Genomic DNA, 21,326 nt, shown 5'->3' with positions numbered 1-21,326 from the left:
GAACGCCGTGAATACATCGATCGACAGCCTGAAAGCGGTGGAAAATTTTATCTTATTTTCTATGAAGATTCTGGTTATCGGCGGCGGCGGCCGCGAACATGCCATTGTCGATGCGCTGACGCGCTCGCCGCAGGTCGAGAAGATTTACTGTGCACCCGGCAACGCGGGCATTGCCCGGCAGGCCGAATGCGTGGCGATCCGCGAAACCGAGGTGGAGCGCCTGCGCGATTTCGCCGCGGAGCACGGCGTCGGACTGACGGTCGTGGGCCCCGAGGTGGCGCTTGCGGCGGGAGTCGTCGACTGCTTCAAAGCCGCGGGGCTGCGTATCTTCGGCCCCACGAAAGCCGCGGCGCGCATCGAATCGTCGAAAGAGTTCGCCAAGGAGCTGATGGCCAAATACGCCATTCCGACGGCGGGGTTCCGCGCATTCACCGACTATGCCGAAGCGTTGGCCTACGTGCAGGGGCGTTCCCTGCCTGCGGTGCTGAAATACGACGGACTGGCTGCCGGCAAGGGCGTTGTGATCGCTCAGACGATGGCCGAGGCCGAGGCGGCGTTGCGGGACATGCTGCTCGACGACAAGTTCGGCGAGGGCAAGGTGGTCGTCGAGGATTACCTCGAGGGTCCCGAGTTTTCGTTCATGTGCTTCGTTTCGGGGCATAAGGTGTGGCCGATGGTGCTGGCGCAGGACCACAAACGCGCCTACGACGGCGACAAAGGTCCCAATACGGGCGGTATGGGCGCCTATTCGCCCCTGCCGTTCATCACGGCCGAGGACGAACGCTTTGCGATGGAGAAGATCATGCAGCCCGTTGCCGACGCGATGGTCGCCGAGGGGTGCCCCTTCGAGGGTGTGCTCTACGGCGGGCTGATGAAGACTGCGCGGGGTATCGAGGTCATCGAGTTCAACGCCCGTTTCGGCGACCCTGAGACCGAGGTGGTGCTGCCGCGCCTGAAAAGCGATATCGTCGACATCTTCTGCGCTGTGGCCGAGGGCCGCGACACGCAGTTGGAGTGGCACGAATTCGCCGCGCTGGGCATCGTGCTGGCCTCGAAAGGGTATCCGGGCGACTACGAAAAGGGACATGAAATCAAGGGCCTCGACTGCGTCGAGGGGGCCGTTTATCACATGGGCACCAAAGCCGACGGCGGGCGGATTCTCACCAACGGGGGCCGTGTGCTGTTCGTCGTGGGCACGGGCAGGGATCTGGCCGAGGCGCGGAAGAATGCGCTGGCTGACGTCGCCCGCATCGACTGCGACAATCTGTTCCACCGCACCGATATCGGTCACTGGGCACTGAACAAGTAAAACGAAATCTATGATAATCAGCGGAAAAGAACTCTCAGCGAAACTGAAACTCGAAATGGCGGACGAGGTGAAGACCTTCCCCGCGAAATACGGGCGTGTGCCCCATCTGGTGGTGATCCTCGTGGGCGAGGACCCCGGCAGCGTGAGCTATGTGACCGGCAAGGCCAAGGCTTCGGCCGAGGTGGGCATCCGCAACACCACGATCCGCAAGCCGGAGTCGGTCACCGAGGCCGAACTGCTGGACATCATTGCGGCGCTGAACCTCGACGACGAGGTGGACGGCATCCTGGTCCAGCTGCCCCTGCCCAAGCACATCGACGAGGACAAGGTGATCGCCGCCATCGACAAGTCGAAGGATGTCGACGGCTTCCACCCCCTGAACGTCGCGGCGCTGTGGCAGAAACAGCCCTGCACGCTCCCCTGCACCCCGAAAGGCATCCTCAAAATGCTGCGGGCCGCCGGTGTGGAGATCGCCGGCAAGCGCGCTGTGGTGATCGGGCGCAGCAATATCGTGGGGCTTCCCGTCTCGAAACTGCTGCTCGACGCGAACGCCACGGTGACGATGGCCCACAGCCGTACGCGCGACCTGGCCGAAGTGACGCGCGGGGCGGAGATTCTGGTGGTGGCCATCGGGCGTCCGAAGTTCGTCACCGCCGACATGGTGTCGGAGGGAACTGTGGTGATCGACGTGGGTGTCAACCGCGATCCGGAGACGGGCAAGCTGTGCGGCGATGTCGATTTCGCGGCCATCGAACCCAAAGCTTCGGTCATTACCCCCGTTCCGGGCGGTGTCGGGCCGATGACGATCTGCTGCCTGATGGAGAATACCATCGAATGCTTCTTAAATTCCCGGTGATTCCGGCACACCTGTCGTACATCCTTCAAATCCCCGAATGGGACGTCCGTTGAGGACTACCCATCCGGGGATTTTTCACGATGCACGACATCTGTACCGCACTGACCGGGAATTGCTGAATGTCGTTATTTGCGGTAAGTCGCCGTCAGCGTATCCGGCAGCGGGGCCGATGCGTCGCGCCGCCAGACCATCGCCAGGTCGGTCGCCGTATCGCCCGTTCCGAAATCAAAGTTATCCGGCGAGATAAATTCCGTCGGCACGGCTCCTTCGAATCCGAAACGGCCGTAAAATCCCTGCAGCCACTCCTGACCGGGCGTCGGGATGAGGAACGCCGCGTCGTCGCCGCGTTCCGCGACCGTCTGCATCGCTTCGCGCATCAGTTGCGACGCCAGCCCGCGGCCCCGGAATGCGGGGTCGGTCGCCACGGCGTAAATATAGGTCGTGCGCCCCAGCTCCGTGTCGAACGGCACGAGGTGGAGCATCGCCGTCGTGCGGCCTTCGGCTTCAGTGGTCAGCATCCGGCCCTGCGAATAGTAGCGCATGATGAACGAGTCGGCGAACTGTTCGTCGTCGCCGAACGATTTCATCCACAAATCCTTGCAGGCCAACTCGTCGGGATGCAGGCAGATCGCCGTGAACTTGTGCTGGAGGAAAGCGGGGTGGTAGGAGAGCTTGGCCTGCCGCAGTCCCTCCAGCCCGAGGTCCTCCTCGCGGTTGATGAGCGTGAAACGCTCGGGAAGATGCTGGGCGAAGAGTTTGTTGATGATCGTGAAAGCGCCGTCGAACTCCGTCGAGGCTTTCTCGACATGGGTGTCGAACGTGTGGTCGTTGACCGCCGAGCCGTAGGTGAAAGCCGCCAAACGCTCCCCGACGTAGATGCAGCCGCCGATCAGTCCCAGCTCTTCGAAGTGCTCGAAAGCCCGCTGCATGGCCCGCTGCTCAGCGCACAGCTCCGAGGTGTGCCCCTCGTGCTCCCGCCTCCAGGTGCGTTCGAGGGCCATGCAGGCCTCGAAACGGTCGGGCGTCAGGGGCTCGTAGCGGTAGTCGGGGTATTCGGACATGAAGCGGTTGATATGGTTGCGCTTGGGTTGGTAACGGCGTCCGGTGAGGTTGCGCAGGTCGTCGGCGTTGTAGACGTAATCCTCCAATGCGCGGTCGGACTCAAAGGCAAAGTGGCAGGGGTGTACCCGGCGAATTATCTCGCGGCCCTCGTCCGTCAGTCCGATGATCCGCAACCGCTGCCCGTGGGCATGTGCATCCTCGCGCAGGCAGGGAATGATGGCTCCCAGGTCGCCTGTGCCGACGGGCTGCATGTAGCCGATGCGCTCGCCGCCGTCGATCTGGAAGCGGATGACGAGGAATCCGTCGATCTCGGCCCACGCGCTGTGGAACACCGCCTGCCAGCAGTACATGTTGGCGAAGGCGAGGTCGCAGTTGCAGATGCCCGACGGCATGGTATAGCGCTCGATGACCGCCCGGTCTTCGAGGCGCACGGGTTTGAATTCAATCATTGGGGGTGTAACTCTTGCGTTCGATATGGCTGTAATACTGCTGGATCAACGCCCGGAACGACTGCATCAGGCTGTCGGCGGCCGGCGTGGCCGGACACTCCTGCACCTCGCAGCCCGAATCGTCGAGCACGACGGCGTCCTCGCCGGTCAGCGCGCGGAACTTCCCGTCGTACGACACTGACCACCGGGGCCGCTGCGGTTCGTTCAGCACGTCGCGTCCGAAAGCGAAGTAGGGCTCGGTGTTGCCCGTGAGGCCCAGCACCGTGGGCATGATGTCCAGTTGTTGCGTAACCTCCCGCACCTCGCCCTGCAGGGCGCCGTCGGGGGTGTAGATGAATCCGATGATGTGCATGTTGCCGGGGTACGAGCGCGTCTTTTCGGCGAATTTCTCCGACGAGACGTGGTCGGCGACGAATACGAAGATCGTGCGGCGGAACCACTCCTCGCCGCTGAAGCGGTGGAAAAAGCGGCGGAATGCCTGATCGTCGTAGGCCACGCCTTTGTGAATCCGGGTGTAGCCGTCGGGCAGCGTCGCGGCGTACTGCTCGGGCACCACGAACGGGTGGTGCGACGAGAGGGTGAACAGCGCGGCGAAGAACGGTTCGGGCATTGCCGCCAGCTCCTCGCCTGTGAATTGCAGGAACGGCTCGTCCCAGATGCCCCAATAACCGTCGAAGTCCTCCGTGCCGTGCCGCGCTTCGTAATCCTCGCGGCTTACGAGCCGGTCGACGCCCGCCGAACGGGCATAGGCCCCGAAGCCCATCGAGCCGTGTTCCGAACCGCAGAAGAAGACCGTCGCATAGCCTTTGTCCGCAAGCATCGCGGGCAGCTGGCGGCTCTCGCCCAGCGATTGGGGCATCAGCACGAAGGGCGTGCGGAACGACGGGATGCTTCCCAACACCGAGGGCATGGCCTGGATCGATCGCGTGCCGTTGGCGTACATCTGTTTGAATACCAGCCCGTTTTGCATCAGCGAGTCGAGGAAGGGCGTGAATCCTTTCACCTCCCGGTCGGCATAGACCTCCGGACAGAGGTAGGCCGAGTGTTCGGCCGACATGCTCTCCATGATGAAGACCACGACGTTGCGGCCCGTGAGGTCCACGGCCGCGCTGTCCGCAGGCTGATGTACGGGCGTGAAGCGCCGCGGCAGCTCCTCCGGAGCGAAGTATTTCTTGTATTTGACGCTCCCCGCGCTGCCGATGGTGCGCAGGATGCAGAACGGGTTGCTCAGAATGAGGTTGGCCTTGCCGCTGTCGGCGGTGTAGAGCGTGGCGTTCGACAGCGTGATCGGGCGTGTCATGCGTGTCATGCCGCCGCGCACTCCCGCAATGCTCAGTCCGACTGCCGCCGCCAGGACCGCCGTGTTGCCGATGTAGTAGGCCCAGCCGCGGTTGAAAAGGCTCTCCTCGCGGACTTTGCGCCGGTAGCCCCATGCCAGCAGAGCGATCAGGGCGATCCACAGCAGCACCAGATACCAGTTTTCGGCCATGAATTTCCCGACCAGCTGCAACGAGTTGTCGTTGTCGGCGAAGAAGACCTCGTCGGCCGTGAAACGCTTCTGCGTGTAGCGGAAATAGATCGTGTCGGCGAGGTTCGTCGCCGCGATCAGCACGGCGTTGACCGCAACATAATACCAGAACTGCACGGCCCGGTACCAGCGTCGTTCGCGCAGGCGCAGCGGCAGCAACGACAGCAGGATGAATGCCCCGTCGGCATAGATGATCGACGCGGTGTCGAATTTCAGCGCTCCGGCCAGCAACGGCCCTGCTTCGGCCCACGTCAGGGGGCCGAGCACGGCGGCGTTGTAGAGATAGAAGGCCGTGCGGCAAAGCATCAGCACCGCGTAAAGCAGCACGATGCGCCACACGAGCAGCGCCAACGGCGTATGGAGCAGACGTTTCATCCGGAATGAGTTATTCGCAGGCTTTCAGCGACATGTCGAGCGAGCGGATCTGGTGCGTCAGCGCGCCTACCGAGATGAAGTCGACGCCGCATTCGGCGTAGTCGCGCATCGTTTCGAGCGTAATGCCGCCGCTCGACTCGGTTTCGCAGCGTCCGGCGACCTTCTCGACCGCCTTGCGGGTCATCTCGGGGGTGAAATTGTCGAACATGATGCGGTCGACGCCTCCTGCGGCGAACACCTCGTCGATATCTTCCAGCGAGCGGACCTCGCATTCGATCGGGAGCTTTTTGCCCTTGGCCGCAAGGTATTCGCGGACGCCCGTGATCGCCTGGCGGATGCCGCCTGCAAAGTCGATGTGGTTGTCTTTCAGCAGAATCATGTCGAAGAGGCCCATGCGGTGGTTCTCGCCGCCGCCCAGCTTCACGGCCATCTTGTCCAGCACGCGCATGCCGGGTGTGGTCTTGCGGGTGTCGAGGACCTTGGTGTGCAGTCCTTCGAGTTGTTTGACATAGACGGCGGTCTGGGTCGCCACGCCGCTCATGCGCTGCATGATGTTCAGCAGGATGCGTTCGGCCTGCAACAGCGAGCGCAGGCGTCCCGAGACATAGAATGCCACGTCTCCGGGCACGACGCGGTCGCCGTCATGCAATATCTGTTCGAATTTCATCTCGGGGTCGAGGCGCCGGAGCACCAGCCGGGCGATCTCGATGCCGGCGATCGTGCCCTCCTGCTTGCACAGCAGGCGCATGCGTCCGTGTTCTTCGGCGGGGATGCACGCCAGCGACGTGTGGTCGCCGTCGCCGATGTCCTCTTTGATGCAGAGTTCGATCAATTCGTCTACGAAAGGTTTGTATTCGGGTTTCATGGTTTGTGGATATTTATTCTTTGATAATCAGTTTGCCTTCGTATTCCATCCGGTAGGTTTTTTCCAGTTTGGGGACGGTGCATGTGAAGCTGACACGGCAGTTGACGCCGTCGATCGTCCCTTCGACCTCGGTGAGTGTGTAGGAGGGCAGGGGTTGGTAGCCGTCCTGGCCGGGCAGGATTGCCTCGGGAACGATGCTTTCTTCGGAAAAAGCGATCGAATTGCCCTTGCCGGTGTAGTGGGTGTGCGGTATTTTCATTTCGAAGGGCGGCATACTGGCCGCAAAGCGGGTCTTGTGCATGTAGAGGGCGAAATATTCCGAATCGCCCGAGGGACCTCCGGCGAATTCGAACAGGGCTTCGTCGTCGGTGTAGGCGTCGCCCGTGTCATCCGTAGCGACCGCGCGGCCGTAAAAGAACATGTTGATACCCTGGAGATGTCCGTTGACGATGCCGTCGTTGGTCGAGGCGTAACGGATCTTGGGTGCGCCGTCGTTGTCGTTGCAGGCCGCGAAAGCCGCGGCGGCGAACAGGAGGAAGAGGATTTTTTTCATGTGTCGGTATTGTTATATGTTTATGTTCAGGGTGATGCCGAAGGTCCGGGGACGTCCGCGCTGGACGAACTCGTTGCCGATCGACTTGAAATAGAATACGTTGTAGTTTGTCCCCGTGAGGTTGCGGCTCCAGATGTCGAGCGAATAGTGCTTGTGTTCGAACCGCACGGAGGCGTCCGTCAGTGCGTAGAACGGCTGCGAAAGCGAGTTCTCCTCGTTCCACCAGATGCGTCCGGCGCAGCGGATTCCGGCCTGCAGGACCAGGTCGCCGAGCCACGCCACGCCCGTCGGGACGGTCCACGCCGCTCCGGCCGAAAAGGTGTGCTGCGGGGCGTAGGGGATGCGGTTGTCTTTGAAATCCTCGATGCCGTTGTCATAACGCACGAAGCGGGCGTCGGTGTATCCGTAGGCGGCGTTGATCTCCAGCGACCGCCACGGCGTGAATTGCAGGGCGGCTTCGGCCCCGGCGCTGCGCGTGCGGCCCGCGTTGGTCATCATGCGTCCCGTGGCCGTCCCTTCGGGAAAGACCGTGAGCTGCTGGTCGCGGACGTCGATCCAGAACACCGCGAAATCGCCCCGCACGACGCCGTCCAGGCACGAGAAATGGCCGCCCAACTCGTAGTTCCAGCTGTATTCGGGTTTGTAGGACATCAGGTCGGGTTCGTCATAGGGGATTCCCGAAGCCATCTGCCATTTGATCTTTTCCTGCAGGATGTCCGAGAACATCTGCGTGTTGAATCCCCCGGCCTTGTAGCCCCGGGCTATGGAGATGTAGAGGTTGCGCACCTCGTCGAAGCAGTACATGGCCGAGAATTTCGGGAGTATCTCGGTGTAGGAATGGGCGATTTCGTTCGTCTCGTCGATGTCGATCCGGATGGGTGCCGGAGCTCCGCCGTTGACGCTCAGGGAGTAGTCCATGCCGGCCTTGCTGTGGTAGCGCAGCCGGGTGCGCTCGTAATCGGCGCGGATGCCGGCCGTGATCCGCCAATGCCCCAGCGTGAAGCGCGATTCGTGGTAGAGCGCCGCGCCATACGAGGGCATGCGGAAATCGGAATAAAGCGGCAGTTCGTCCGCATCCATCGTATAGACTAAGTCAGGGCTGATGTTGGCATTTTCGAGGATCAGCTTCTCGATGCCCGTGCGTTTGAAGTGCACCGGGGCGTCCATCGTGCCGCGGCGGTAAAATCCGAAAGCCCCGAACAGCCAGCCGTAGCGGCGTCCGTCGCGTGAGCGGAACACCACGTCCTCAGTGACGGTGTGTTCCCGGCGTGCCTGTTTGAGCGTGAAATAGCTCAGGGGCGTGAAATCCTGGTCGAGGATCATCTCGTCGTCGGAGTACTGGTAGGAGGTGATCGACGAGACGGCGAATTTTTCGGCGTCGTAGCGCACCGTGAGACCGTCGCTGATGGTCGTGCGGCGGTACGAGCAGGGATCGTTGCAACTGATCTCCCCCTTGCGGATGACGGTCTGGCCGTCGTGCACGATCTCCTCGCCGACGTAGGCGTAGGGGTAGCCGCCCTGGTCCAGCACCGAGAACGAGAGGGTGTTGTCGATGCGGAGCCCCCTGCGGTTGCGCCACTGGGTCTTCCAACGGCCTCCGCCCAACCGTTCCCAGTCGCATTTTTCACCCGTATATTGATTGTCGAAGAAGCCGCCCGTGTGGGTGTAATAGCCCGTCACGGCCATCCCGAGGTCGGGCGAGAGCTTGTAGTAGGACGACGCCCGGAAGCGGTAGGAATCCCCGCTGCCGTATTCGGCCGTCAGCCGCACCCCCTGGTACGCGAGCGGCGAGAGGGTGTAGACGTTCACCACGCCGCCCATCGTGTTGCGGCCGTAGAGCGTCGACTGGGGACCGCGCAGCACCTCGATACGCTCGGCGTCGGCCAGCTCCGTGTCGAAATTGTCCTTGTTGAGTACGGGTACGTTGTCGATGTTGAGTCCGATCACCGGCTGGTCGATGCGCGCCCCGAGGCCCCGCACGTAGATCGACGAGGTCATGCGCGACCCATAGTCCGGGACATGGAAATTGGGAACCGTCTGCGAGAGGTTTTTCAGCGCCCCGATGTGCCGGCGTTCGATGGCGCGGCTGCCGACGATCGACGCCGCAACGGGCTGCGACCGCAGTACGAGCCCCTGTTTGATGGCCGTCACCTGCACTTTGTCCACCACGATCACCGTGTCGGCCGCTTCCGTGCCCGGCGCCTTCCCGCCGGCGGTGCGGCCTGCGGCCGCGGAGGCCAGCAGCAGGAGCGGTATGGCTGTCAGTTTGCAGTGCATTCTTGGACGGGGTTTTTCAAAGGTACAAAGTAACGGATTTATTTCGGTCGGTGCAATCCTAATTTATGAGGAGGGCCTACATCCCGTCCGGGTCGGCATAGCCCGCCGCCAGCGCATAGACCACCAGTCCGGCTACCGAGCGGATGCCGAGCTTCTCCATGATGTTGCGGCGGTGGGAGATCGCAGTCGTCAGCCCGATGCCGAGGCGGTCGGCGATCTGTTTGTTGATAAGCCCCCGGGCGATGAGCGCCAGCACCTCGGCTTCGCGTTCCGAGAGCGGCTGCCCGGCCTGCGGCGGCTCCGGGAGGGTGTGCTCCGGACGCCGGACGCTGCGCTGCATCTGCACCAGCGCGCGCACGAACTCCTCCTCGTTGGTCTGCACGTCGATACAGTGCATTCCGGCGTGCGGCTGTCCGGCGGTGAGCAGGATGGTCTTGTGCTGCCGGGCGCGGAAATAGGCGTTGTGGGCCGCGAAGGTCTGCGCCGCCACGAAATAGTGGATGAACCGCTCCGGCTCCGCCTCGGCGAACTCCTGAAAATCGCGGAACAGCTCGATGCCGGCCTGCGGGATCACTTTTTCCAGAATGGAGCGGAGCCCCGCGCCTACGAGGATGTTGAGGGTCAGGACGGCTATGGCGGGGCGCTGCTGCATTATTCGTGGTGGTAGGGTTCGTTGTTGAGGATGGTGAAGGCGCGGTAGATCTGCTCGGCGAAGATCGCCCGCACGATCTGGTGCGAGAAGGTCATGCGTGAGAGCGACAGCTTTGCGTCGGCGCGGGCGTAGACCTCCTCCGAGAATCCGTAGGGGCCGCCGATCACCATGACGAGGCGTTTTACGCCGCTGTTCATGCGTTTCTGCAGCCACAGCGCGAACTCCACCGAGCGGTACTCCGTGCCGTGTTCGTCGAGCAGTGTCACGAAATCGCCGTCGGTCAGCTGGCGCAGGATGGCCTCACCCTCGGCCGTGCGCTGCTGTTTGACGGTCAGGCTCTTGGTGTTGCGCACGTTGGGCAGGGTCGTGACCGCGAATTTGCAGTAGAAATTCACGCGCCGGGCATACAGCTCCACCAGCGCGGCGACCTCCTTCGAATCGGTCTTGCCTATGACGATGAGTTCGAGGGTCATCCGTTACAGATCCGTGTTCCACTCCCCATCGGCGTCGGCATAGATCACCGGACGGGATTTTTCGACCGATTTCAACCACTGGTAGGCCTTGTACATGTTGTATCCGTTGCCCGAGGGGCCTCCCAGCGAGTAGGCGATGACACAGGTGAAATTGCGCGAACGGTAATACATCGCCTTCACGCGTTCCAGATACTCCTCCGCGAGTTTCGGGTCGTTCGACGGCGTGCCCCCGACCGTGCGGTCGCCGCTGCGTTCCGGGGCGTTGATGTTGGCCTGGTCGATGACGTAGAGCCCCAGCTCGTCGCACAGTTCGTAGAACCACGCCGGCTGCGGATAGTCCGGGCAAATCGTATTCTTGCCCTTGGCCTTCAGGGCTTTGAGTTCCGCAAGGGCCGTCTTGCGGTCGGCGGCGGCGTTGTAGCCGGCCTTTTCGAGTTTGAGCTCCTTGCCCAGCCGCATGACGCGTCCGTCGATGAGTTCGGTCTTGCCGAACCCGATCTTCATCGGCATATACTCCTTGTAGACGCCGTTGCGGCGCGTGAAGAGCATCACTTTGTAGAGCGGCGGGGTTTTGCTCCCGGCTTCCCACTTGTTGTCGTAGGTGTGGTAGATGAACGGCGAGAAGCGCACCGTGTCGGTCGAGCGGCCCGGGATGGTGACCTCGGTCATGTTGAATTCGAGCAATTTGCCCTGCGGCGAGTAGATGTCGTAGCCCACCGTGACGGGCTCGTCGTAGTTGAATGCGTTCTGCGCCACGATCCGGAGGTCGAGCATGCCGAAATCGCGTCCCAGCGTGTCGGGCACCAGCCCGATCTCGAAGTCGGCGATCGAACGCTTGTTCTGGTAGTAGAGGTAGCTGTTTTCGAAAGGTTTGCGGTCGGCGGGGACTGCGGCGTCGAGCTGCCGGGCGGGATTGTCGTTGCGCATCAGTAGTTTGAAGTTGTTGACGCCTTCGCGGACATAGGGGGTCAGGTCGAATTCCGCGGGCGTCAGCGGGTCGCTGACATCGGCCACCTGGCGGTCGTTGAGCCAGAGCGAGTAGGCCGAACCGGGATTTTCCAGGTGCAGGCAGACCACGCCGTCGGTCCAGGCGAACGGAATGTCGATCTCCTGTCCGAGAATGGCATAAAGAGGACCTTCGGTCGTAACCGTCACCTCGGGGCTGAAAACCTTCCAGTAGCCTCCGGCCTCGCGGTTCCGGGCGTCGGCGTCGTGGCGTGCGTCGTAGGGCACGACCTCCGTGCGGTAGATGCGGCCTCCGTGCGAGGTCATCGGAACGGGGTTTCGCTCCTCCTGGGCCGCGGCTGCCAGTGTGCAGGCTGCCAGCGCAGCCGTCAGTATCGTTCGTTTCATCGTATACGGAATATGATTCGGACAAAGATACGAATAAGCCGAGAGAAAAAAGCAAGCTTGCCTGCATTTTTTCCAAGGCGGAGTATCTAAGGCGAAGCCAAAGATATGAAAAAAATCGGATGGGTTCAAAACCGAATCGCAGGCGGTCCGGCAAAAGGTCCCGACAAAATAAAAGGGTCGTTACGACCCCAAAACGGAATTGCATGCGGTTCGGTAAAACATTCCGACGTATGGAAGTGCCGTAACGACGCCATAGGCATTTTTTTTTGCCAAATCGCAAATAATCGCTAACTTTGTGAATTCTGAAAAATGAGAGAAACACAAACTATGAAAACGCAGAGGATCGTAGAAATTCTGAAGTCGGGTGTCGTGGACACCGACATCGTCGTCAAAGGCTGGGTGCGCACCAAGCGCGGAAACAAGAATGTGGCGTTCATCGCCCTGAACGACGGGTCGTGCGTAAATAATATACAGGTGGTGGTCGATCTGGCGAAAATCTCGGAGGAGGAGCTCAAACCCGTCACCACGGGCGCCTGCATCCGTATCGACGGCCGTCTGGTCGCATCGCCGGGTGCGGGACAGGGCGTCGAGGTGCAGGCCGAGAAGCTGGAGGTTTACGGTACGGCCGATCCCGAGAGCTATCCCCTGCAGAAAAAGGGACACTCGCTGGAGTTCCTGCGCGAAATCGCCTACCTGCGTCCGCGCACGAACACCTTCGGTGCGGTGCTCCGCATCCGTCACGCCATGGCCTACGCCATTCACGAGTATTTCAACAACCACGGTTTCTACTATTTCCATACGCCGATCATCACGGCTTCGGACTGCGAAGGCGCCGGCGCGATGTTCCAGGTGACGACGCTCGACCTGAACAACCCGCCCCGGACCGAGACGGGGGCGATCGACTATTCGCAGGATTTCTTCGGCAAGTCGTGCAACCTCACCGTGTCGGGGCAGCTCGAGGGTGAGCTGGGCGCGCTGTCGCTGGGCCGCATCTACACGTTCGGTCCCACGTTCCGTGCCGAAAACTCCAACACCCCGCGCCATGCGTCGGAATTCTGGATGATCGAGCCCGAAGCGGCGTTCTACGAACTGGAGGACAACATGGAGCTGGCCGAGGATTTCCTCAAATACCTCATCCGCTATGCGCTGGAACATTGCGCCGAGGACCTCGAGTTTATGAACAAGATGTGGGACAAGGGCCTGCTGGAGCGTCTGCACTTCGTTTTGGAGCACGACTTCAAGCGCCTCGACTATACCGAGGGCATCGAGATTCTGAAGGCTTCGGGCCGCAAGTTCGAATTCCCCTGCGACTGGGGCTGCGACCTGCAGTCGGAGCACGAGCGCTACCTCGTGGAGGAGCACTTCAAACGCCCGGTCATCCTCATCAACTACCCCAAGGAGATCAAAGCGTTCTACATGAAGCAGAACGACGACGGCAAGACCGTGCGCGCGATGGACGTGCTGTTCCCCGGCATCGGCGAGATCATCGGCGGTTCGGAGCGCGAGGCCGACTACACGAAATTGCACAACCGCGTGACCGAGCTCGGCATGAGCGAGCGCGAGCTCTGGTGGTATCTCGACACCCGCCGCTGGGGGTCGGCGCCTCACTCGGGCTTCGGGCTGGGCTTCGACCGCCTGCTGCTCTTCGTGACCGGCATGACCAACATCCGCGACGTGCAGCCGTTCCCCCGGACGCCGCAGCACGCCGATTTCTAACGAAAGCCGTCCGAGTGCGGCTCCTTCCGGCCTTCCCTCGCCGTCCGCGACAGTCACATACCTGAGTATGCTCCTGCCGCGCCCGACTTCACGAAAACCGGAATCTGTTCGCCCCGAACGACTTTCTACGGGAGTCGTCCCTGAATGGCTTTCGTGGACCCAAACGAACCCAATAAATGAAGAGACCAAATTCGGAATGCTGAACAATTCTTAATTTGGACCCTATATGGCTATAAATCAGAAACAGGTACTTTCGCTTCAGCAGAAGCTCTCTCCGCAGCAGATTCAGATGATTAAGCTGTTGGAGCTGCCTGCCGTGCAGCTCGAGCAGCGCATCAAACAGGAGATCGAGGACAACATCGTCCTGGAGGAAGAGGAACGCTCTTCCGAGGACGACGAGCAGCCTCAGCAGATTTCCGTCGACGAATACCTGCACGACGACGACACGCCGTCGTACAAGAGCCGCATCAACAACTTCTCGAAGGACGACAAGCAGCGCCCGGTTTATCTGACCGAGGGGCGTTCGCTGCAGGAGTATCTGATCGAACAGCTGCGTTACCGGAACCTTTCCGAACGGGACATGCGGCTGGCGGTCTATCTGGTCGGGAGCATCGACGAGGACGGTTACCTGCGCCGCGACCTGGAGTCCGTGGCCGACGACATCGCCTTTACGGTGGGGGTCGAGACCACGGCCGCGGAGCTGGAGCGCCTGCTGAACGTCATTCACGAGCTGGAGCCTGCCGGCATCGGCGCCCGCGACCTGCGGGAGTGTCTGCTGCTGCAGATGGCGCAGATGCCGATCAACACCCGCCCGCGGCGGCTGGCCCGCAAGATACTGACAAACTACTTCGACGAGTTCGTCAAAAAGCACTATGAGAAGCTGATGGCGCGGCTGCAGATCTCCGAGGACGATTTCCGCGATGCGATCGCCGAGATCCGCCACCTGTCGCCCAAACCCGGCAACCTCTACGCCGAAGGCGGCACGGACACCACGCCCTACATCATCCCGGATTTCATCCTCGATTATCAGGACGGGCGTTTCACCCTCTCGCTGAACTCCTACAACGTCCCCGAGGTGCGCGTCAACCGCCGCTATATGGAGATGATTCGTGAGATGGTGGGCTCGGACGGCCGTGTCCGGGACAAGGACAAGGAGGCGATTCAGTTCGTGAAGAGCAAGATCGATTCGGCGAAATGGTTCATCTCGGCCATCAAACAGCGTCACGATACGCTGATGCGCACGATGCAGACCATTCTGGACTACCAGGAGGAGTATTTCAAAGACGGCGACAAGTCGAAGCTCCGGCCGATGATCCTCAAAGACATCGCCGACCGCACGGGGCTCGATGTTTCGACCATCTCGCGCGTGGTGAACAGCAAATACGTACAGACGCAGTTCGGGATCATTCTTCTGAAGTCGCTCTTTTCGGAGGCCATGCAGACCGATTCGGGCGAGGAGGTGTCGAGCTACGAGATCAAAAACATCCTGCAGGAGTGCATCGACGAGGAGGACAAGCGCCGTCCGCTGACCGACGAGACGCTGATGGACATCCTCAATTCGAAAGGCTACCGCATCGCCCGCCGCACCGTGGCAAAATACCGGGAAATGCTCGGGATACCGGTGGCGAGGCTGCGGAAGCAGATATAGCCCGCTTTAAGAAGCGGGATTTAAGGGCGGCGGCAGGTTTTCGGATATCGGATTCGGGTCTGCGCTGCCTGCCTTGAAAAACGTTTTTAAGCGGACGGGTCATTGCGGGCGAATGCAATGAGCGTGGCAATCCGATGGATAGTCGGGAGGTTCCGACATGATCCGCAGATCGCCGCGTCGGACTGAAAGTCCTCCTCGCAATGACGCCCGTCTGAACGGCGGGCATTAAAGAACTGGAAATGAACTATAAAAAAATCTCTACCGGCATCTCCTGGGTCCTGCACCCGTTCCTGCTGCCGGTCTATATGATGGCCGTCCTGCTGACGATGACGACCTTCGCGCATTACTCCCCGAACGTGAAGTTCTACCTGCTGTGGGTGGTGATGCTCTATGCCGTCATCATCCCCGTACTGGCGCTCGGGGTGCTGCGGTCGCTGGGACGCATTTCGGACTACCGCGTCGACGACCGGCGCGAGCGGATGCTGCCGCTGCTGGTCGGGGCGCTCTGCTATATTCTCTGCGCCATTACCGTTGCAAAGATTCCTTCGGCGATCTTCCTGCGCAAATTCATGCTTGCCGCAGCCTGTTGCGAACTGCTGTGCCTCGGGGTGTCGTTCTACTGGAAGATCAGCCTTCACCTGACGGGCATGGGCGCCGTCGTGGCGCTGCTGGTGGTGATGAATGTCGTGGGCGTGGGCAATATGATGGTGCCGCTCATGGCGGCCATCCTCTGTGCCGGGGCGCTGGCTTCGGCGCGCCTCTACCTGGGGTGTCACAACGGACGGCAGGTGTTGGCCGGATTCTGCGGCGGTTTCGCCGTTTCGGTACTCGCCGTACTCTTTTTATAAGGTAAAATAAGCTCTCGCAGTCGCTTGCGGCCGGGGATCTCCCTCTCGGGGACGGATAGGAAATCCGTCCCCTTTTTTTGTCTCTCTTGTTGCTTGGGGCGGGTGTGCGCGCACACATCCTGCAGAAATGTATGATTGTTTCAATCAGATGTACGCAAGTTTCAGTCTTCCGGAATGCCTCATTTTAAATTTGCAATACCGGATGAGTATAGTTATTTAAAAATTTAAATAATGGCAAGCTGAAACAAGACAAATAACCTAAACCAATCAACATGAGTAAATCTACAAAGTATGCAATTTCCGGAACCGGGCGATGGAGCGCACTGCGCTTCGCCGTGTTGGTTCTGGCGCTGTGTCTGTTGCAGGCGCCGGGAGCCCTCGCTGCGTCCGCTGCGGCGGCGCAGGCCGGGAATGCCGCCGCGAAACACCGTATCCAGGGTACGGTGGTCGATCAGGCCGGTGCGCCGGTGATCGGAGCCAACGTGATTGTCGAAGGTACTACGACCGGTACGACTACCGATGTGAAGGGCTCCTTCTCGCTGGAGGTTCCCGCCAAAGGTCGTCTGCAGGTCTCCTACCTGGGCTATGAGACCCTGCTGGTGCCGCTGACATCGCAGACGCAGTATATGGTGACGCTGCAGGAGAACGCGGCGGCCATTGCCGACGTCGTGGTCGTGGGCTACGGCGTGCAGCGCAAGGAGAGCGTCGTGGGCGCCATTTCGCAGGTTAAGGGCGACGCTCTCGTGGATTCGGGCGTGTCGAACATCACCAACGCCCTCGCGGGCAAGCTCTCGGGCGTCACGACGCTCCAGACCTCGGGACAGCCGGGTCAGAACGATGCGGAAATCCTGATCCGCGGCGTGTCGAGCTTCAGCAACTCCAACCCGCTGGTGTTGGTGGACGGCGTGGAGCGCGACTTCTCGACCATCGACCCTAACGAGGTGGCTAACATCTCGGTCCTGAAAGACGCCTCGGCGACGGCCGTGTTCGGAGCCAAGGGCGCCAACGGCGTCATCATCGTCACGACCAAGAGCGGTCAGGAGGGCAAGCCGAAGATGGACTTTTCGTTCTCGACGGGTTTCGCCATGCCGATCAACACCCCCAAGCATATCGATTCTTACCGGACGATGTCGCTGATGAACGTGGCCAAGATGAACGACCAGCTCTTCGATTCGCTCACTTCGCAGGCGGATCTCAACGAGTACCGCCGTCCTTCGTCGCGTCTCAACGCGCTGCGCTATCCCGACGTGAACTGGTTGGACGAAATGACCGACTCGTTCGCCTCGACGATCAACGCCAACTTCAACATCCAGGGCGGTACGCGCTTCGTGAAGTATTTCGCGTCGGTGGGCTATGCGCACGAAGGCTCCATATTCAAAGGCGTGAACGACGGCAAGATCGACTCGCGCTACTATTACAACCGCTTCAACTTCCGCACCAACGTCGATTTCAACGTCACCCCGACGACCGTCGTGTCGTTCAAACTGGGCGGCAACGTCGGCATTAAGAACAAGCCCCAGCCGCAGGACGGCGACGACGGCATGTGGAAATACATCTTCGGCAGCTCGACGGCCAAATACCCGATGTATTACCCCTCGTGGGTGTTGGAGGAGGTTCCCGACCTGGACTATCCGGGCGTCGTGGAGGACCGTTTGATCAGCGAGGCCGACCAGACCACGGGAAACCCCTATTACCAGATGATGCGCGGACGCTTCATCCAGCTCACCGATTCCAAGCTCTTCTCGGACATCATCCTTAACCAGAAACTCGATTTCATCACCAAGGGGCTCTCGGTGCAGGGCAAGGTGTCGCTGAGCACTTATTATAAATATACGACCCTGCGCACCGAGTACGACCGGCCGGCCTGGTACCTCGATTTCTCGAAGATCGGCACCGACGAGAACGCATGGCGCCGCACGGGCGACAACGGCTACCTCTACGTGCCCAATCCGGTCTACACCACGGCCGGCAACGCATTGCAGGACGGCTACTACCTCGACCTCTACTACGATCTCTCGCTCAACTACAACCGCACCTTCGGCCGCCACAACGTGACGGGCCTGGTGCTCTTCAACCGGCAGGAGCAGGACAAGGGGTCGGATTTCCCCTACTACAACGAAGCCATCGTGGCGCGTGCCACCTACGATTTCGCCCACAAGTATCTCGTCGAGGTCAACATGGGTTACACCGGTTCGGAGCGTTTCGCCCCGGGCAACCGCTTCGGTTTCTTCCCCTCGGGCGCCGTGGGATGGGTGGTTTCGGAGGAGCGTTTCTTCGAGCCGCTGAAACCGTGGTTCAGCAAGCTGAAACTCCGCTATTCGCAGGGTTTGGTCGGCAGCGATTACGCCAACAACCGCTGGCTCTACATGAGCGAATTTTCGAAGGACTCCAACGGCAACATCGTCGAGGACAAGATCGCCAACAGTTCGGTGCAGTGGGAGCAGGCCATGAAACGCGACCTGGGTATCGAGATGAGCTTCTTCCGGGACGAACTTCACCTGAGCGTGGACCTCTTCGACGAGAAGCGCGACAAGATGCTTATTTCGGTGGACAACACGACCCCGATGTGGATCGGCAATACCTCGAAAGAACTCAACAAGGGTAAGATCAAAAAGCACGGCATCGAGCTGGAACTCTCTTACCGCAGGCAGTTGAACAAGGATTGGACGATCTTCCTGGGCGGTAACTTCTCGTTCAACGAGAACCGCATCCTCTACGCCGACGACGCCCTCTACGCCCTCGCGCACCAGCGTAAGGTGGGGACGGCCCTGGGCGCACAGCTCAGCGGCGCATACCTCGTGGGCAACGGTTACCTGACGTCGGTGGACGACATTCACAGCAACTTCCTGCCCGGCAAGGTCAGCGACGTGGTGGTCGGCGACTACAAGTTCCTCGACTTCACGGGCGACGGCAAGATCGACAAGGACGACCTCGCACGCATGGAAGGTTCGCTCAATCCCCCGATCGCCTATGCCTTCAACGCCGGCTTCAAATGGAAGGGCCTCGATGTGAACGTCCTTTTCCAGGGCTATGCCAAAAAATGGGTCAATTTCGACCAGATGTACGAATGGGAGTTCTACAAGGGCAACTACCGCACGCACCTTTCGTCGCTCGACTACTGGTCGCCGTCGAATCCCGGCGGCAACCACGGCGCCGTGCACTACACCGCTTCGTCGCAGGTCAACATGAACTGGTCGGGCTACAACGAGAGTGCGACGACGGGCGGTTACAACGCCAAGATCGCCGGCCGCTCGTGGCGCCGCGCCGACTACCTGCGGCTGAAGGAGGTTTCGGTCGGTTACACCTGGAGCGGCCCGAAGATCAGGCAGGCGTTGGGCGTACGTGCCCTGAAGGTGTACGCCACGGGCAACAACCTGCTGACCTTCACCGACCTGCTCGAGGGCGATCCCGAAAACAAGTACCTCGTGTGGGGTCAGTATCCGCAGATGATGACCGTCAAACTGGGTCTTCAGGTATCGTTCTAACCCAAAAACGCAAACAGACCATGAAACATATATTGACAAAGGTATTGAGTTGGGCGATGCTGGCGGCGGTTGCCGCAGGCAGCACTTCGTGCCTGAACGAATATCTCGACAAGGCGCCCGACGCCGGACTGGACGAAAAGGAGGTTTTCTCGAAGTACGCCAACTTCAAAAGCTATTTCAACGCAGTCTACAACGGCTCGAACTTCAACATCAAGGCGCACTATCCGCTGTGGTTCGCCGGCAACAACCAGAAATACACGATGGAGGGCCTTACGGACATGTGCGACATGACCCGCATCCAGCGCTGTCAGCCCGGCAGGATGGGCGACGGTTCGACCGTGACCTATGCCACGGGTTACAACACCGAGTCGAAGACCGCGAAGGTTCCCTATTCGTGGAAGTCGATCCGCGTGGCCAACATGGCCATCCGCAACATCGACATGTTGCAGGACGCCTCCGACCGTGAGAAGAAGGACCTGCTGGCTCAGGCCTATTTCGTGCGCGCCTACTGCCATTTCGAACTCTTCCGTCTCTACGGTTCGCTGCCCTACATCGACAAGGTGATGGGCTCGGAGGACGAGTGGGACCTGCCGCGCCTGTCGGACTACGACATGCTGCATCGCATCGCCGCCGATTTCCAGACCGCAGCCGATATCTTCGACCAGGCCGGACTGATGCGCCGCGACCCGGCTTCGGGCACGGGCCACCTCTCGGCTTCGGACCAGGACAAACCCAACGGCGTGACGGCGCTGGCCATGAAGGGCCGTGCACTGCTTTATGCCGCCAGCCCGCTGAGCAACCCCGGAAACGACATCTCCCGCTGGGAGGAGGCTGCCGAAGCCAACTGGACGGCGCTGAAGAGTGCGCTCGACTACGGCTACCTCCTGCTTGCCAAGGAGAAGTATACCGACAACTTCTACGGTACGAAATACACCAACGAGCAGTTGTGGGCCTATACGAGCGGCAGCACGACCAACTACAACAACGACCGCGTGCAGGCTTTCGTGCCCTATTGCTTCTCGAACAACGCCTTCAGCTCGGGACAGTGCCCGACGCAGAATTTCGTCGACAAGTTCGAGACCGCCGGCGGTTGGCCGCTCAACACCCCCGAGGAGCGTGCCGCAGCGACCGCTGCCGGGCAGTACAACGAGCAGAACCCCTACACGAACCGCGATCCGCGTTTCGATTTCGTGGTGATCTACAACCAGAAGCCGGTGCAGGGCTACGGCAACGCCTCGATCTATGTGAACGAGGACGGCAGCCTGCCTTCGGGATCGCTGATCCAGAAGCGCAGCGGCAGCGAGGACGGTGTTTCGGAGACTTTCTACTACGAGCAGAAGCGTACGGGAGCCCTCTCGAACAAGGGTGTGCAGAACTTGCTGCTGACCGACCCGATCATCCGTCTGGCGGAGGTTTTCCTCAACTATGCCGAGGCGGCCAACGAGGCCTACGGTCCCAATGGAAAGGCTCCGGACGCGGATGCGGAATGGACGGCTCTCTATGCGCTGAATAAGGTCCGCGACCGGGTGGGGATGCCGGCCGTGCTCGACACCTACACGACCGACAAGGACGCCCTGCGCCCGCGCATCAAAAACGAGCGCACGGTCGAGCTCTGCTTCGAAGGCTACCACTATTTCTGCGACATCCGCCGCTGGAAGGACGCCCCCTCGATCCACCGCACGCGGCTGACGGGCATGCGTGTCACCAAACTCAAGGCGGGAGCTACGGCGCAGTATCCCACGGGCTTCCGTTACGAGCGCTTCGAGCTGCCTTCGAACCGTCAGATCGCCTGGAAGAACGACGGCATGTACTACGTGCAGTTCCAGACGAGCGACCTGCTCAAAATGAAGAACTACGTACCCAACGAGGCGTGGTAG

The 21,326-nt window shown here is 60.7% G+C and carries 15 protein-coding genes; 7 read left to right on the top strand and 8 right to left on the bottom strand.

Annotation, left to right across the window (positions count from 1 at the left end; translation table 11 throughout):
• The first annotated feature begins 61 nt into the window (after positions 1-61).
• Together purD and folD are read left to right on the top strand one after the other, a co-directional pair.
• Entirely contained in the window at positions 62-1,309 is a 1,248-nt protein-coding gene (purD, locus tag BLU78_RS04070) for a phosphoribosylamine--glycine ligase (protein ID WP_010263033.1), read from the top strand.
• A 10-nt stretch (positions 1,310-1,319) separates the two neighbouring features.
• Positions 1,320-2,165 (top strand): bifunctional methylenetetrahydrofolate dehydrogenase/methenyltetrahydrofolate cyclohydrolase FolD, encoded by an 846-nt coding sequence (gene folD / locus BLU78_RS04065; protein WP_010263035.1) that lies wholly within the window; start codon positions 1,320-1,322, stop codon positions 2,163-2,165.
• A gap of 125 nt (positions 2,166-2,290) precedes the next feature.
• On the opposite strand, the gene BLU78_RS04060 is transcribed toward folD, so the two are convergent.
• From BLU78_RS04060 to BLU78_RS04025, 8 genes are all read right to left on the bottom strand, one after another.
• Complete coding sequence (locus tag BLU78_RS04060; protein WP_010263036.1) at positions 2,291-3,676, bottom strand: GNAT family N-acetyltransferase; 1,386 nt, start codon at positions 3,674-3,676, stop codon at positions 2,291-2,293.
• Positions 3,669-5,579 (bottom strand): LTA synthase family protein, encoded by a 1,911-nt coding sequence (locus BLU78_RS04055; RefSeq protein WP_010263038.1) that lies wholly within the window; start codon positions 5,577-5,579, stop codon positions 3,669-3,671. Before BLU78_RS04055 ends, BLU78_RS04060 begins: the two co-directional genes overlap by 8 nt.
• A 10-nt stretch (positions 5,580-5,589) precedes the next feature.
• The gene (gene nadC, locus BLU78_RS04050; RefSeq protein WP_010263040.1) at positions 5,590-6,444 is read right to left on the bottom strand and encodes a carboxylating nicotinate-nucleotide diphosphorylase; all 855 of its coding nucleotides are present in this window, start codon (positions 6,442-6,444) and stop codon (positions 5,590-5,592) included.
• Between the two features lie 13 nt (positions 6,445-6,457).
• The gene (locus BLU78_RS04045; RefSeq protein ID WP_010263043.1) at positions 6,458-6,997 is read right to left on the bottom strand and encodes a hypothetical protein; all 540 of its coding nucleotides are present in this window, start codon (positions 6,995-6,997) and stop codon (positions 6,458-6,460) included.
• 12 nt (positions 6,998-7,009) lie between these two features.
• Positions 7,010-9,274 (bottom strand): TonB-dependent receptor, encoded by a 2,265-nt coding sequence (locus BLU78_RS04040; RefSeq protein ID WP_020693468.1) that lies wholly within the window; start codon positions 9,272-9,274, stop codon positions 7,010-7,012.
• A gap of 76 nt (positions 9,275-9,350) precedes the next feature.
• Positions 9,351-9,926 carry a helix-turn-helix transcriptional regulator gene (locus tag BLU78_RS04035; RefSeq protein ID WP_010263049.1) on the bottom strand — a complete coding sequence of 192 codons (576 nt, stop codon included), beginning with the start codon at positions 9,924-9,926 and terminating at the stop codon, positions 9,351-9,353.
• The gene (gene rlmH, locus BLU78_RS04030) at positions 9,926-10,399 is read right to left on the bottom strand and encodes a 23S rRNA (pseudouridine(1915)-N(3))-methyltransferase RlmH (protein WP_010263052.1); all 474 of its coding nucleotides are present in this window, start codon (positions 10,397-10,399) and stop codon (positions 9,926-9,928) included. Before rlmH ends, BLU78_RS04035 begins: the two co-directional genes overlap by 1 nt.
• Before the next feature lie 3 nt (positions 10,400-10,402).
• Entirely contained in the window at positions 10,403-11,752 is a 1,350-nt protein-coding gene (locus BLU78_RS04025) for a glycoside hydrolase family 2 TIM barrel-domain containing protein (protein ID WP_010263055.1), read from the bottom strand.
• A 327-nt stretch (positions 11,753-12,079) separates the two neighbouring features.
• Between BLU78_RS04025 and asnS the strand changes: the two genes are divergently transcribed.
• The 5 genes from asnS to BLU78_RS04000 all read left to right on the top strand — a co-directional run bounded on the left by asnS (position 12,080) and on the right by BLU78_RS04000 (position 21,326).
• A complete protein-coding gene (gene asnS / locus BLU78_RS04020) occupies positions 12,080-13,468 on the top strand; it encodes an asparagine--tRNA ligase (RefSeq protein WP_010263059.1) in 1,389 nt (462 codons plus the stop codon).
• A 226-nt stretch (positions 13,469-13,694) separates the two neighbouring features.
• Entirely contained in the window at positions 13,695-15,116 is a 1,422-nt protein-coding gene (gene rpoN / locus BLU78_RS04015; RefSeq protein ID WP_010263062.1) for an RNA polymerase factor sigma-54, read from the top strand.
• A 239-nt stretch (positions 15,117-15,355) separates the two neighbouring features.
• A complete protein-coding gene (locus BLU78_RS04010) occupies positions 15,356-15,964 on the top strand; it encodes a hypothetical protein (protein WP_010263065.1) in 609 nt (202 codons plus the stop codon).
• 272 nt (positions 15,965-16,236) lie between these two features.
• Positions 16,237-19,449 (top strand): SusC/RagA family TonB-linked outer membrane protein, encoded by a 3,213-nt coding sequence (locus BLU78_RS04005; protein ID WP_044106499.1) that lies wholly within the window; start codon positions 16,237-16,239, stop codon positions 19,447-19,449.
• A 20-nt stretch (positions 19,450-19,469) separates the two neighbouring features.
• Positions 19,470-21,326, top strand: coding sequence for a RagB/SusD family nutrient uptake outer membrane protein (locus tag BLU78_RS04000; RefSeq protein ID WP_229096272.1), 1,857 nt, complete (start codon positions 19,470-19,472; stop codon positions 21,324-21,326).

It is taken from the genome of Alistipes timonensis JC136, assembly GCF_900107675.1.
GTDB lineage: Bacteria > Bacteroidota > Bacteroidia > Bacteroidales > Rikenellaceae > Alistipes > Alistipes timonensis.
The sequence above is the reverse complement of the archived record's forward strand: the minus strand, read 5'-3'. Positions and strand labels throughout refer to the sequence as shown.